Raw genomic sequence first — 12,539 nt, 5'->3', positions numbered from 1 at the left:
CGAAGGCGCCACCACGCACGGGTGGAAATCCGCCCTCGGCGCGTTCGAAATCGCATTTCCCGGCCGCATTGCGGCTACACTGACCTAAGAGGACAAAGGATGGTTACACAGACATCCTGACAGGCTCTCAGCTGCCGGGTGCCGACCCGGGCCCCGAGGATGCGGTCCAGGCCGTCACGAGCTTGGCGCAACGCGCCGGTCACGGTCTCATGGATCACCGCTTCTTGCAGCGGGAACGAGTACCGGCCCTCGGGCAGGGCGAGCCTCGCGTCGGCCGGGTGCAGATTGGACACTCCGGGCTTGCGGTAGGCAATCCGGGTGACCTCGACCTGGCCGAGCGTGGTCGACAGCAGCCGGGTATGCCCGGGCTCGGCCCGCCGCCGTGGCACCTGGTCGGCGCCGGTCACCTCGGGCAGCCGTTGTTCCTCGGCGGCCCGCGCGTCGAGATGATCCTGTAACGCCTGGCGCAGCACCTCACGGCCCGTGCCGGCGATGAACTGCTCCACGGCGTGCTCCGGCTCCTCGGCCATCCGCGAGTCACTCAGCCGGGTGATCAATGCGTCGAACAAGGCACGGCACGCGGTATAGGCAGCGTTGCCGGGCTCGGGGCAGGGATATGGTGCCATCGGGTCTTCCTCGGGTCGTCCGGTTCTTCGACAAACCCAGACCACCCAGGAAGACCCACCACCTCGCCGCCGCCACTCCGGCCGAGTCACCCCGAAGGGGAGCCAGAATCATCCGCAAGGGTGAACAGTCCCGGCTCCAGTTCACGCGCCAGGCCCGCTGCAGCCAGCTTCTTCAACCGGTGCCGGACCCGTTCACCATGCCGGGCCACCGAAGGATCCTCGCCCAGAACAGCGACCACCTCCCGGCACCGCATCGGCCGGCCGACTTCGGCAAGCACCCTCAGCAGCCGGCCCGCGAAGTCTCCAACCGGGTTCGCATCCGACGCTGCCGGCACCGGATCCTCCGGTGCGGTGACCAGCCCGGACAACACCTCCCGCGTGATGGCGAGACGTTCGACCTCTCGCCGACACCCCTCGATCAACGCCGTGATCTGCGCGGCCTCCTGCTCCAGCCGCAGCCACTCGGCCCGAGCCGCCGCTTCCCGCTCAGCCACCAGCCGCAAGACCTGATCGCCGTCCACCCGCCCACCCCCACCGAGAACCGGTCAACCAACCCATACCAACCGGCCATCGAAAGCCACAACAGGCAGACATCGACGCACGTCGCACAGCTCACTCAGGAAGAAACGCACCCCAGCCGTACTACCGCGGCGGCTGATGGCTGCGGGATCAGCCGACTACAAGGCGTTCACCACCGAAGTCAGCGACGATCTCCATGCGTCCGCCGAGTGCCGCGATGTAGGCAGCAGCGCGACGCCGAGTGACGGAGCCGGCCCCGAGATAGCACGCAGCATGGTCGCCATTTAGCACGGACCAGGATCACGATCCAGCACGCCGCTGCTCGGCCGGCGTGATTGTGAGCCTCCCGCCACGTGACGAGGGGGATGAGGCAGTGCGCGACCACCGCTGTCCCGAGCGAGTTCGTGTTGCTGACGACGATCGAACTGTGACCTCAGGCCGTCGTTTCCTGCCAGGGGTCGATGACTGCGACTCCGGTATCGACGAAGTCCTTGGTGTTGCGCGTGGCGAGGGTCGCGGCCTGAGACCGGCAGATAGCGGCAATCTGGCCGTCGAATCCGCTGATGGGGTTGCCGGATTCTTCGCGGCGAGTGACCACGTCCGCGTAGGCGGTGGCCGCCGCGAGGTCGAAGGGCAGAACCTGGCGGGGGAAGGCAGCGAAGATTTCGTTGGCCGCCTGATGCAGGTCATGCTTCCGACGGCCGTCCGGTAGCCGTGCGATGCCGTAGCGGATCTCGGCAACTGTGACGGATGTGGTGTAGAGGCCGGAGCTGGACGTTTGCTGTAGCCATGCGAGCACGGCCGGCGCGGGAGTCGTACGCATGAGCTCGGAAACGACGTTGGTGTCGAGAACGATCATCACTCGCCGAAGTCCGCCCCGCGAGGTGGGGTGGTCCGAGCCGGAACGTCCAAGTCCACTCCGCCGAGCTGCGCGAAGCGCTCGGTCAACGCGCTGAACAGGTCGGTTCGCGGGCGCTCGTCCTCGGTGGCGGCAGCAGTAAGGATCAGGCGGATCTCCGCCTCCATGGAACGGCCGTGCCGGGCCGCCCGCAGACGCAGCTTCTCTTTGACGGAGTCGTCCAGATCTCGGATGCTGAGGGCCGCCATTGCCTCATCTCCTCGTCACTCGGGGATGATAGCAATGCTAGCGCGCGTCCCGCGCACGTCCTCGTCTGGTCACGTGGGCTGGGGAAGGGAGTGGACTCGTCGCTCGGCCAGGTCCGGAAGGAGCCGTGCGGCCGTCGCGAAATCATTGTCGTCATGCAGGATCACGAGTCCGCGGATGGCGGCGCACGCGCAGATCAGCAGGTCTACGCAAGACAACGCTCGGTGCGCTCCGGCGCGCATCAGGCGATATTGCGCGGACTCGACCCATTGCCACGCCGACTTCGGTACCGGGACATCCGGATAGAGGTCAAGGAACATGGAGGTCATCTGCTCGTACTCGTCGAGGTTGCGGGCCGAGCGGCGAAACTCGGTGCGTTGCGGCTGGCATGACCCGATCGCGTGATCAGAGATCACGTCGGCCCAGCCCGCCCGCACGTCAGGATCGCGTAGCAGCCGCCACAGGCCCGACGAGTCGGCCAGATAGCGGATCACGCAGCGGGTGCCTTACCGGCGGCATGCATGTCCTGCCATCCCTCGTAGTCCCACGTCTGAGCCGCGGCGGCATAGTGATCGAGCGCCGCGATCCGGCGGTGCCGGGCGGCGTACTCGCGTAGGGCGAGGTTTACCGTCTCTTTCTTGCTTCGCGCGCCGGAGAGCCGCATCGCCTCGGCGAGCGCGTCATCATCAAGATCGATTTGAGTGATGGCCACAGCAGCTCCTTGTTGGTGATGTACAGAGCTGTCATACATCTCCACCATAGCAAGCGGCGCGCCGCCGCACCTGCGCGGTGCCCGATACCTGCGCGGTGCTCGATCCCCGACGGGGCCGGTTCGCATGGTGCCCCGTCTGGTCCACTCCGCTCGTCTGGGGGCGTGACCGCGGACACAGGGCCCGAAACGGGGGCGTCACACATGAGCAACGGGCGGGAAATCAGCCGTTGTCAGGCTGGCCACATCACCGCGCAGGATGCACCCGGAGGATGTGGATCGTGAGCTTCAAGGCTGAGTACATCTGGATCGACGGCACCGAGCCGACGGCGAAGCTCCGCTCCAAGACGAAGATCCTGGAGGATCAGGCCAAGGGAGCCGAGCTGCCGATCTGGGGCTTCGACGGGTCCTCCACCAACCAGGCCAAAGGGCACTCCTCGGACCGCGTGCTCAAGCCGGTCTTCAGCTGCCCCGACCCGATCCGCGGCGGCGACCACATCCTCGTGCTGTGCGAGGTGCTCAACACCGACATGACGCCGCACGAGTCCAACACCCGGGCCGCGCTGGCCGAGGTCGCCGAGCGGTTCGCGGCGCAGGCTCCGATCTTCGGCATCGAGCAGGAGTACACCTTCTTCGACGGCGCCCGGCCGCTCGGCTTCCCCGCGGGCGGCTTCCCGGCCCCGCAGGGCGGCTACTACTGCGGGGTCGGCGCCGACGAGATCTTCGGCCGCGAGGTCGTGGAGGCGCACCTGGAGAACTGCTTGACCGCGGGGCTGAGCATCTCGGGCATCAACGCCGAGGTCATGCCCGGGCAATGGGAGTTCCAGGTCGGCCCGCTGGCGCCGCTCGAGGTGGCCGACCAGCTGTGGGTGGCGCGCTGGCTGCTCTACCGTACGGCCGAAGACTTCAAGATCTCCGCCACGCTCGACCCGAAGCCGGTGAAGGGCGACTGGAACGGCGCCGGGGCGCACACCAACTTCTCGACCAAGGCGATGCGCGAAGGATACGACGCGATCATCACCGCCTGCGAGGCGCTCGGCGAGGGCTCCAAGCCGATGGACCACGTCAAGAACTACGGCGCCGGCATCGACGACCGCCTGACCGGCCTGCACGAGACCGCCCCGTGGAACGAGTACAGCTACGGCGTCTCGGACCGCGGCGCCTCGGTGCGCATCCCGTGGCAGGTCGAAAAGGACGGCAAGGGCTACATCGAGGACCGCCGGCCGAACGCGAACGTGGATCCGTACGTCGTGACCCGCCTGATCACCGACACCTGCTGCACCGCGCTGGAGAAGGCCGGCCAGGCCTGAGAGCACGCGTGCTCAGAAGAATTCGTGCGGGGACGCCATCTCGATCTGGCGGGCCAGGGCGATCGGCGCGGCGACCACGACGGCGTGGCCGTTGCGGGCGAGCAGGACGTGGCGTACGGCATCGAGGATGCGCGACACCTGGTCGGCCGGGATCGTGCCGGGCAGGACGGCGTGGACCATGCCGAGGCCGGCCGAGCCGCGCACCGGGACCGGGCCGCCGGCGGCGTCGGCCAGCGCGTAGACCGTCGCGGCCAAGTCGTCCGGGGCGACCGACAGGCGCAGCGCCACGTCGGTGGCCGTGAACGGATAGCGGCCCCACCAGGACGGCGCGGTGGGCGAGACGGTCGCCTTCCACGCGGTGGCCAGCGGATAGGGGTCGGTGTCCTCGAACAGCGCGGCGACGACGCCCTCGCCGTCATCGGGCAGGTCGGTCTCGATGGCGCTCACCCCGGACTGCGCGGCCTCGGCCGCCAGCTTGGCCGCCTGCACCGGGGTGGACGCGGGCGCCACCACCCAGCGGCGCGCCCGCGGCAGCGGTTGCAGGCGCAGCAGGGCCGAGGTGATCACGCCGGCGATCTCGGCGAGGCCGGGGCTGTCGCCCTCGCCGTCGGAGAAGCCCGCGTCGCCGGCCCGGTCGATGTAGGAGACCCGGTCGACGTGCTCGGCGGGAGTGCGGAAGCGATAGCGCAGCGGGCCCGACTCGTTGACGGCGAGCATGCCGCCGACCGTCGCCGTACGCGATGGTGGGTCGACCGGCAGGCGCTGACCGCGCAGGGCCAGCGCGGCCTGCAGCGAGCGCACCGGTGTGCCGGTGGCGACCTCGACGCTGGCGGCCGAGACGTCGTGACTCCACAGGCCGTTGAGACGACCGGTGTCGAGGATCAGGTCGACGCCGGACGAAGGCGTACCCCAATCGATTTTGCTCCCGGAACCGCGAGCCACCACCCGCAGTGACTCCGCCGCGGCCAGTTGAAGGACGTCGGAGACGGCCTGCGTGGTCGCGGGAACCGCGACGAGCCCGGCCCGATGGCCACCGACGGCATCCACAGAGCGGCCGGCCCGCGCATAGTCGGGGCCGCAGATGTCCACCAGCGCATCGAGAAGCGCATCGAGAAGGGCCATCACTCCACCAAGGTCATGATCGATCGTCCACTCTGGCATATAGTACAGGTGTTCGAACGACCGCTGTCCACAGAAGGCGGAAATGAGGGTTGTTCAGGGCCCACCTTGAGCTGCACGAGCCGCCGGTCGACGGCCCGGCCGCCACCGCCCTGAATAACCCTCACCGGCCCGGATCACCGGTAACGTGGCTTCCGTGACTGCCGATATGCCCGAGACGCCGCCCACGGTCCGCCAGGTCCCGAGCGTGCGCACCTTCCACGGCGACTCCGTGACGGACGAGTACGCCTGGCTCGCGGAGAAGGACAATCCGGAGACCCTCGACTACCTCAAGGCGGAGAACGCCTGGACCGAGAAGGCCACCGCGCACCTGGCCGGGCTGCGTGACCAGGTCTTCCAGGAGATCAAGAACCGCACCCAGGAGACCGACCTCTCGGTGCCCGGCCGCAAGGGCGGGTATTGGTATTACACCCGCACGGTCGAGGGCAAGCAGTACGGCATCCAGTGCCGGGTCGCGGTGGCCCCGGCCGAGGTCGACCCGCCGATGGCGGAGGACAAGCCGGGCGAGGAGGTGCTGCTCGACGGCAACGCGCTGGCCGAGGGAAAGGACTTCTTCGCGCTGGGCACGTTCGACGTGAGCCCGGACGGCAACTGGCTGGCCTACTCGACCGACTTCGACGGCGACGAGCGCTTCACCCTGCGGGTGAAAAACCTGGTCACCGGCGAGGTGCTGGCCGACGAGGTGCCCGGCACGTTCTACGGCACCGCGTGGTCCGGCGACGGCAGCGCGCTGTTCTACATCACGGTCGACGACGCCTGGCGGCCGTATCGGGTGTGGCGGCACACCGTGGGCAAGCCGGCGAGCGACGACGTGATCGTCTTCGAGGAGACGGACGAGCGGTTCTGGGTCGGTGTCGAGCTCACCCGCAGCGAGAAGTTCATCGTCATCGACGCGCAGAGCAAGCTGACCTCCGAGGTGCACGTCATCCCGGCCGAGACGCCCGACGCCGAGCCGGTCGTGATCGCGCCGCGCGAGCAGGGTGTGGAGTACTCGATCGAGCACCACGGCCACCGGTTCCTGATCCTGCACAACAAGGACGCCGAGGACTTCGCCTTGGCGTACACCTCGGCGGACGCCCCGGGCGAGTGGGTCGAGCTGGTCCCGCACGAGCCGGGCACCCGGCTCGAGTCGGTGGACGCGTTCGCCCGGCACATCGTGATCTCGCAGCGCCGCGACGGGCTGACCGGGCTGCGGGTGATGGGCGACGGCAGCACCGACTCGTACGACATGCCGTTCCCCGAGCCGCTGTACAGCGTGGGTCTGGCCGGCAACCCCGAGTACGACACGACCGCGGTCCGGATCAGCTACACGTCGATGGTCACGCCGGACTCGATCTACGACGTCGACCTGGTCACCCGGCAGATGGTGCTGCGCAAGCAGAAGCCGGTGCTGGGCGGCTACCACCCGGAGGACTACGAGCAGTTCCGCGAGTGGGCTCGGGCCGGCGACGGCACCAAGGTGCCGATCTCGATCGTGGCGCGCAAGGGCGTCGAGCGGGACGGCTCGGCCCCCGCGCTGCTCTACGGCTACGGCTCGTACGAGCACAGCATCGACCCGTACTTCTCGATCGCTCGCCTGTCCCTGCTCGACCGGGGCGTCGTCTTCGCGATCGCGCACGTGCGCGGCGGCGGCGAGATGGGCCGCCGGTGGTATGAGGACGGCAAGATGCTGGCGAAGAAAAACACGTTCACCGACTTCGTGGCATGCGCCGAGGCCCTGGTCACCAAGGGCTGGACCTCGGCGGCCCGGCTGGTGGCCCGGGGCGGCTCGGCCGGCGGCCTGCTGATGGGCGCGATCGCCAACCTCGCGCCGCAAGACTTCGCCGGCATCGTGGCGCAGGTGCCGTTCGTCGACCCGCTGACTTCGATCCTCGACCCGTCGCTGCCGCTCACGGTCACCGAGTGGGAGGAGTGGGGCAACCCGATCGAGTCGACCGAGGTGTACGGCTACATGAAGTCGTACAGCCCGTACGAGAACGTCGCCAAGCTGGCCTACCCCAAGATCCTCGCAGTGACCAGCCTCAACGACACCCGGGTGCTCTATCACGAGCCGGCCAAGTGGATCGCCCGGCTGCGGGCCACCGCGCCCGACGGCGACTACCTGCTCAAAACCGAGATGGGCGCCGGCCACGGCGGCCCGAGCGGGCGTTACGACTCGTGGAAGGAAGAGGCCTTCGTGACCGCGTGGGTGCTGGACGTCCTCGGCCTCGCCGACAAGAAGGCCTAGCCGGTCCGCAGCTCGTCGAGGTCGGTGCTGGAGCGCAGCAGCAGCGTTCCGGCGCCGACCGCGACGAGCACCGCCAGCAGCGCCCCCGCGCCGAGCAGCGCTGTCACTGGGCCACTTCCTTCTGCAGCGCGGCCACCCGGCTGAGCGTGGTCTGCAGCCAGCGCCGTCAAGCGTCAGGCACGTCGGAGGGCGACCACCGCGACGTCGTCGTCGGCCTGGCCGGCGGCGCCCAGCCGCAGCAACAGCCGGTCGCAGAAGTCCTCGAGATCGGGGTCGACGTCGGCGGCCACCCGGCGCAACGCGGCCAGGCCCACGTCGATGTCCTCGTCGCGGCGCTCCACCAGCCCGTCGGTGTAGAGCACCAGCGTGCCGCCGGGCGGCAGCACGAAGGTCAGGTCGGCGGGGCGGCCGGCGTTGATGCCCAGCAGCGTGCCCCCGGGCTGCAGGAACGTCACCTCGCCGGCGGTGTGCAGCAGCGGCGGCAGGTGACCCGCGCCGGCCATCCGCACCTCGCCGGTCGCCGGGTCGAGGGTGAGCAGGCAGATCGTTGCCGAGTCGGCCGGCAGCACCGTCCGCATGAACCGGTTGACCAGGTCGAGCACCGTGCCGGGCGGATGGCCCTCGACCGCGTACGCCCGGACCGCGTGCCGCACCTCGGCCATCACCGTGGCCGCGTGCAGGGAGTGGCCGGCCACGTCGCCGATCGCCACCAGCAGCCGGCCGCCGATCATGGCGGCCTCGTAGAAGTCGCCGCCCACCTCGGTCTGCGAGCCGGCCGGCATGTAGCGCACGGCCATCTCGACGCCGGGCACCGCGGGCAGTTGCGACTGGAGCAGGCTGCGTTGCAGGGTCACCGCGATCCGGTGCTCCTCGTCGTACGACCGCTGCGCCTCGACCGCGGCCGCCACCGCCTGGGAGAGCTGGCGCAGCACCGGGAAGCCGGGTGTCTGCGAGCTCATCGGCACCGCGACGTAGACCGCCGGCCGGTCGACGCGCAGGCGGGCCGCGGCGACCGCCACCGCCTCGCCCTCGGGCCACTCGACCACGTCCCAGTCGGCCGGCTGGTCGGTGCGCACCAGCGAGCCGACCGCCACGTTGCGCTCGGCCAGCGACCACGGCCGGACCACCGGCGGCGAGCCGACCGCGGCCAGGCTGTCGCCGTCGACGGTCTCGGCGAGCACCACCACCGGGCCGCCGAAGATGTCGTGCGCGCCGGCCGCTGCCTCCTCGAGCAGAGCGGGCAGGGTGGAGGCGAGGTTGATCGCGAGCGTGGCCTCGGCCAGCCGGATCATCCGGGCGGCCAACTGCTCGGCGCGCCGCCGGGCCGAGTAGTAGCGCAGGACCGACTGGCAGGTGGCGATGAGCTCGTCCGGCTCGATCGGCTCGACCAGGTAGGAGTCGGCGCCGCGGTTCAGGCCCTGGGTGCGGTCGGTGACGTCCACGGCGTGGGCGGACACGTGGATGACCGGCAGGACCCCGTACGCGGGATCGGTCTTGATCTTCTCGCAGACGTCGAAGCCACTCATGTCGGGCAGCTTGACGTCGAGAACGACGAGGTCGACGCCGGAACCCGGCAAAAGGCGCAACGCCTCGCTCCCGGTCTCCGCCTGGCGCACCGTGAAACCGGCCCGGCTCAGCCAGCTGACCAGCAGATAGCGCTTGGTCGCGCTGTCGTCGACGACGAGGACGGTGGCCGTGTTCATGACGCCGGCAACCGTACGGTGAAGGTGCTGCCCGCCCCGGGCTCCGACTCGACGCGCAGCCCGCCGCCCAGGATGCCGACCAGGCGCCGGGCGTACGGCAGGCCGAGCCCGGTGCCCTTGCCCATCAGCGCCTGGCTGCCTGGGACCTGGTAGAACTCCTCGAAGATCCGCTCCTGCTGATCGGCCGGGATGCCCGTGCCGGTGTCGGAGACGGTGAACTCGACGTCGCCGTCCCGCGCCCGCACGGCCAGCCGCACCTCGCCCTCGGCGGTGAACTTGATCGCGTTGGTCAGCAGGTTGCGCAGCACCCGGGCCAGCAGCGTCTCGTCGGTGCGCACGGTCGCCACCCGGGGCTCCTCGACCACGAAGTCGACCCCGGGCCGGGTCGCGAGCGGCCGCAGCGTGCCGCGCAACTGCCCGAAGACGGCGCGCAGGTCCACCTCCGACCACTGCGGCTCGATCCGGCCGGCCTCCGCCTTGGCCAGGTCGAGCAGGTCGTTGACCAGGTTGAGCAAGTCGCTCGAGGAGCCGCCGATCAGCTCGACTTGGCGGCGCTGCTCGGCGCCGAGCCGCTCGGACGCCGGGTCGAGCAGCAGCCGGGTCAACCCGATCACCGCGGTGACCGGGGCGCGCAGCTCGTGACTCACGTTGGCCAGGAACCGGCTCTTCGCCTCGCTCGCCTCGCGCAGTTGCTCGGACTTGTCGTCCAACTCGGCGTAGAGGGCGACGACGCCGCGGTTGGTCTCCTCCAGCTCCTCGGAGAGCTGGTGGTAGAGCGCCATCACGCCGTGGTTGGTCTCTTCCAGCTCGGCGTTGAGCCGGGCCAGGTCGTCGCGCTGCGCCCGCACCTCGTCGAGGGCGGCGATGAGCTGCTGGTTCTGCTCGCTCAGCTCGTCGAGCGGGGTACTCGGGACATGCGCCGCCAACCCGGCGCGGATCTCGTCCATGCGTTCCGGGGTCAGCCTCGGCGCGCTCGCCGGCAACCGTCGGGCCATCCGGACCACCGTACCGGCCTCGCCATCGTCGACCTCCAACGTGTCGACCAAACGGCCGACCTGAGCGATCCGCGGGCCGATCCCGGCGTCGCCGCCCGGCGATGAATTCTCCACCGCCACCCGCAGCGTCGGTACCCCGTTCACCTCCACGACGAACGCCACGTCGGCGACCTGGCCGAGGGCGATCAGGACCCGTCCCACCTCGCTCAGCGCGGTGGCCAGCCGGGTCTGGTCCTGTTCCTCCAGGCCGACCGCGCGGGCCACCTCGCGGCCGAGCTGGCGCGCCACGAACACGTCCTGCGCTACCCGCAGGCGCATGCGCATGAGCGGCTCCGGCGTCATGGCAACCGAGCCGCCAGCACGCCGGCGTCGTCGCGGCGGACACCGGCGTCACGCAGCACGGTCGCCGCGATCACCGCCGGCGAGCGGGTGAGCAGTCCCGGATACTCCGTCATGTCGAAGCGGTCGACCACGCCGTCGCTGTGCATCAGCACGACCGCGCCGGGGTCCATCGGGTAGTCGTACTGCCGGACCTGCCGGCGCTGGTGGCCGGCGATGCCGGGTAGCGAGATCATGCCTCGCCGGCCGGTTGGGCCGATCACCGTGCCGGAGATGTTGCCGAGGCCCGCGTATCGGACCAGGCCCGCCTCGGCGTCGAGCTCGGCCACCGCCACCGCGGCGCCCCGGGTGTGGTGGAGGCGGCGGTGCAGGGTCTCGATCATGGCGGCCGGCGGCTGCGGCGGGGCGTCGGCGAACGCGCGTACCGCCTCGTGCGCGGCCGCCGCCGCGAGACTGCCGTGTCCCAGCCCGTCGCACATCAGCACCTGGCGCCGGCCGTCCGCCTCGCGGACGGCGAAGGCGTCGCCGCTCACCGGCTCGCCGGTGAGCGGGCGGGTCAACCCCGCGGCCCAGGGTGGTGGCGGCGGGTCGGCCGGCCAGACCTGGGCGACCAGCACGGTCCCTTTCCCGGGTACGGAGTGCAGATCGCACCACGAAGCCTGGCGCACGATCGCGCCCAGCCCGATCCCGAGCGTGCCCGCCGTGGAGTGCCCATCGCCGACCGAGACCGTCAGGTCGGCCATCCCGGGCCCGTGGTCGATCGCCACGATCTCGACGCCGGCGTGCTGCTCGTCGCGCACCGCGCGGACCAGCAACGTGCCCTGATCGGCGTGTTTCACCAGGTTGCCGGCCGTCTCGGCGACCACGATCGAGAGGTCGGCCGTCCGGCGCTCGGACAGGCCCAGCCGCTCGGCGAGCCGCTCGGCCGCGCGCCGGGCGGCGGAGGCGGTCGGCGCGGCCTCCACGCGGAACCAGGCGCCCCCGTCCAGGAGCTCCTCAGACAGCGACGCCACGGTGCCTCCGATCATCGGCACCACTTGGTGACGGTAATTGTCGTTCCCCGCCCGACGGCGGTGTCAATGCTGAACTCGTCGACGAGTCGCCGGGCGCCGCTCAACCCTAGTCCGAGGCCGTTGCCGGTCGTGTAGCCGTCGGTGAGGGCCAGATCGAGGTCGGCGATGCCCGGGCCCTGGTCGGCGAAGACGATCTGGATGCCCTGGCGGCGGCCGTTGTCGACCCGGGTGACCTGGACCGTGCCGCCCCTGCCGTAGACGAGGGTGTTGCGCGCCAGCTCGCTCGCGGCGGTGACCAGCTTGGTCTGGTCGACCAGCGAGAGCTTGGCCGCCACCGCGACGGTTCGCACCAGCTGGCGTACCCGGACGACGTCCTGGTCGGAGCCGACCGCGATCCGCTCGCTCACCGCTCCTCTTCCACCAGCGGCTCTTCGTCCACCAGGGACGTGAGGTCGTCCACGACCCGGTCGCGAGCCAGCAACTCCATACCGAGGTCGACGTTGAGGGCGGTGCGGATGCCCGGCAGCGACAGGCCCAGCTCGACCAGCGTGATCGCCACCGCCGGGCGCATGCCGACCACGACTGTCTCGGCGTCGAGGACGCGGGAGATCGAGGCGATGGAGGCAAGCGTACGGCCGACGAACGAGTCGACGATGTCGAGCGCGCTGATGTCGATGATCACGCCGTGGCAGCCGGTCGCCACGATCCGCTCGGCGAGATCCTCCTGCAGCTGGAGAGCGACCTGGTCTTCCATGTCGATCTGGATGGAGACCAGCAGGATGTCGCCGATCTTGAGGACCGGAACGCGGTCCAC

14 protein-coding genes are annotated in these 12,539 nt (G+C 70.2%); 2 read left to right on the top strand and 12 right to left on the bottom strand.

The window, feature by feature from the left end:
• Positions 1 to 74: 74 nt before the first annotated feature.
• From ACFQS1_RS38230 to ACFQS1_RS38205, 6 genes are all read right to left on the bottom strand, one after another.
• Positions 75 to 626 (bottom strand): hypothetical protein, encoded by a 552-nt coding sequence (locus tag ACFQS1_RS38230; protein ID WP_378977523.1) that lies wholly within the window; start codon positions 624 to 626, stop codon positions 75 to 77.
• Positions 627 to 712: 86 nt separating this feature from the next.
• Positions 713 to 1,147 carry a hypothetical protein gene (locus tag ACFQS1_RS38225; RefSeq protein ID WP_378977521.1) on the bottom strand — a complete coding sequence of 145 codons (435 nt, stop codon included), beginning with the start codon at positions 1,145 to 1,147 and terminating at the stop codon, positions 713 to 715.
• A 431-nt stretch (positions 1,148 to 1,578) separates the two neighbouring features.
• Positions 1,579 to 2,004 carry a type II toxin-antitoxin system VapC family toxin gene (locus tag ACFQS1_RS38220; protein ID WP_378977519.1) on the bottom strand — a complete coding sequence of 142 codons (426 nt, stop codon included), beginning with the start codon at positions 2,002 to 2,004 and terminating at the stop codon, positions 1,579 to 1,581.
• The gene (locus tag ACFQS1_RS38215) at positions 2,004 to 2,252 is read right to left on the bottom strand and encodes a FitA-like ribbon-helix-helix domain-containing protein (RefSeq protein WP_378977517.1); all 249 of its coding nucleotides are present in this window, start codon (positions 2,250 to 2,252) and stop codon (positions 2,004 to 2,006) included. The genes ACFQS1_RS38220 and ACFQS1_RS38215 overlap by 1 nt, the downstream gene beginning before the upstream one ends.
• Positions 2,253 to 2,321: 69 nt before the next feature.
• On the bottom strand, positions 2,322 to 2,744 hold the full coding sequence (locus tag ACFQS1_RS38210; protein ID WP_378977515.1) for a PIN domain-containing protein: 423 nt from the start codon (positions 2,742 to 2,744) through the stop codon (positions 2,322 to 2,324).
• Positions 2,741 to 2,962: a type II toxin-antitoxin system VapB family antitoxin gene (locus ACFQS1_RS38205; RefSeq protein WP_030439112.1), complete on the bottom strand. Its 222-nt coding sequence runs from the start codon at positions 2,960 to 2,962 to the stop codon at positions 2,741 to 2,743. The genes ACFQS1_RS38210 and ACFQS1_RS38205 overlap by 4 nt, the downstream gene beginning before the upstream one ends.
• Before the next feature lie 278 nt (positions 2,963 to 3,240).
• Between ACFQS1_RS38205 and glnII the strand changes: the two genes are divergently transcribed.
• Positions 3,241 to 4,269, top strand: a complete 1,029-nt coding sequence (glnII, locus tag ACFQS1_RS38200) for a glutamine synthetase (protein ID WP_378977512.1) — start codon at positions 3,241 to 3,243, stop codon at positions 4,267 to 4,269.
• Positions 4,270 to 4,281: 12 nt separating this feature from the next.
• Here glnII and ACFQS1_RS38195 read toward each other — a convergent pair whose 3' ends face one another.
• Positions 4,282 to 5,391: an FAD-binding oxidoreductase gene (locus tag ACFQS1_RS38195; protein WP_378977510.1), complete on the bottom strand. Its 1,110-nt coding sequence runs from the start codon at positions 5,389 to 5,391 to the stop codon at positions 4,282 to 4,284.
• A gap of 205 nt (positions 5,392 to 5,596) precedes the next feature.
• On the opposite strand from ACFQS1_RS38195, the gene ACFQS1_RS38190 reads away from it, so the two are divergent.
• Positions 5,597 to 7,675: a S9 family peptidase gene (locus tag ACFQS1_RS38190; protein ID WP_378977529.1), complete on the top strand. Its 2,079-nt coding sequence runs from the start codon at positions 5,597 to 5,599 to the stop codon at positions 7,673 to 7,675.
• Between the two features lie 173 nt (positions 7,676 to 7,848).
• Here ACFQS1_RS38190 and ACFQS1_RS38185 read toward each other — a convergent pair whose 3' ends face one another.
• Genes ACFQS1_RS38185 through ACFQS1_RS38165 form a run of 5 tightly spaced genes read right to left on the bottom strand, consistent with a single transcriptional unit; the run spans position 7,849 to position 12,539 of the window.
• Positions 7,849 to 9,378: a SpoIIE family protein phosphatase gene (locus ACFQS1_RS38185; RefSeq protein WP_378977508.1), complete on the bottom strand. Its 1,530-nt coding sequence runs from the start codon at positions 9,376 to 9,378 to the stop codon at positions 7,849 to 7,851.
• Entirely contained in the window at positions 9,375 to 10,691 is a 1,317-nt protein-coding gene (locus tag ACFQS1_RS38180; RefSeq protein WP_378977527.1) for a sensor histidine kinase, read from the bottom strand. Before ACFQS1_RS38180 ends, ACFQS1_RS38185 begins: the two co-directional genes overlap by 4 nt.
• A 20-nt stretch (positions 10,692 to 10,711) precedes the next feature.
• The gene (locus tag ACFQS1_RS38175; RefSeq protein ID WP_378977525.1) at positions 10,712 to 11,740 is read right to left on the bottom strand and encodes a SpoIIE family protein phosphatase; all 1,029 of its coding nucleotides are present in this window, start codon (positions 11,738 to 11,740) and stop codon (positions 10,712 to 10,714) included.
• Positions 11,737 to 12,132 carry an anti-sigma regulatory factor gene (locus ACFQS1_RS38170; RefSeq protein ID WP_378977506.1) on the bottom strand — a complete coding sequence of 132 codons (396 nt, stop codon included), beginning with the start codon at positions 12,130 to 12,132 and terminating at the stop codon, positions 11,737 to 11,739. The genes ACFQS1_RS38175 and ACFQS1_RS38170 overlap by 4 nt, the downstream gene beginning before the upstream one ends.
• Positions 12,129 to 12,539 (bottom strand): STAS domain-containing protein, encoded by a 411-nt coding sequence (locus ACFQS1_RS38165; RefSeq protein WP_378977504.1) that lies wholly within the window; start codon positions 12,537 to 12,539, stop codon positions 12,129 to 12,131. Before ACFQS1_RS38165 ends, ACFQS1_RS38170 begins: the two co-directional genes overlap by 4 nt.

The organism is Paractinoplanes rhizophilus (genome assembly GCF_042664765.1).
GTDB classification, from domain to species: Bacteria; Actinomycetota; Actinomycetes; order Mycobacteriales; family Micromonosporaceae; genus Actinoplanes; species Actinoplanes rhizophilus.
This window is presented reverse-complemented; position numbering and strand designations above follow the sequence as displayed.

Bases quoted from the DNA above. Each gene is read 5' to 3' on its own strand.
- ACFQS1_RS38230 (WP_378977523.1), bottom strand. From the start codon at position 626: ATGGCACCATATCCCTGCCCCGAGCCCGGCAACGCTGCCTATACCGCG.
- ACFQS1_RS38220 (WP_378977519.1), bottom strand. From the start codon at position 2,004: ATGATCGTTCTCGACACCAACGTCGTTTCCGAGCTCATGCGTACGACT.
- ACFQS1_RS38215 (WP_378977517.1), bottom strand. From the start codon at position 2,252: ATGGCGGCCCTCAGCATCCGAGATCTGGACGACTCCGTCAAAGAGAAG.
- ACFQS1_RS38195 (WP_378977510.1), bottom strand. From the start codon at position 5,391: ATGGCCCTTCTCGATGCGCTTCTCGATGCGCTGGTGGACATCTGCGGC.
- ACFQS1_RS38190 (WP_378977529.1), top strand. From the start codon at position 5,597: ATGCCCGAGACGCCGCCCACGGTCCGCCAGGTCCCGAGCGTGCGCACC.
- ACFQS1_RS38185 (WP_378977508.1), bottom strand. From the start codon at position 9,378: ATGAACACGGCCACCGTCCTCGTCGTCGACGACAGCGCGACCAAGCGC.
- ACFQS1_RS38180 (WP_378977527.1), bottom strand. From the start codon at position 10,691: ATGCGCCTGCGGGTAGCGCAGGACGTGTTCGTGGCGCGCCAGCTCGGC.
- ACFQS1_RS38175 (WP_378977525.1), bottom strand. From the start codon at position 11,740: ATGATCGGAGGCACCGTGGCGTCGCTGTCTGAGGAGCTCCTGGACGGG.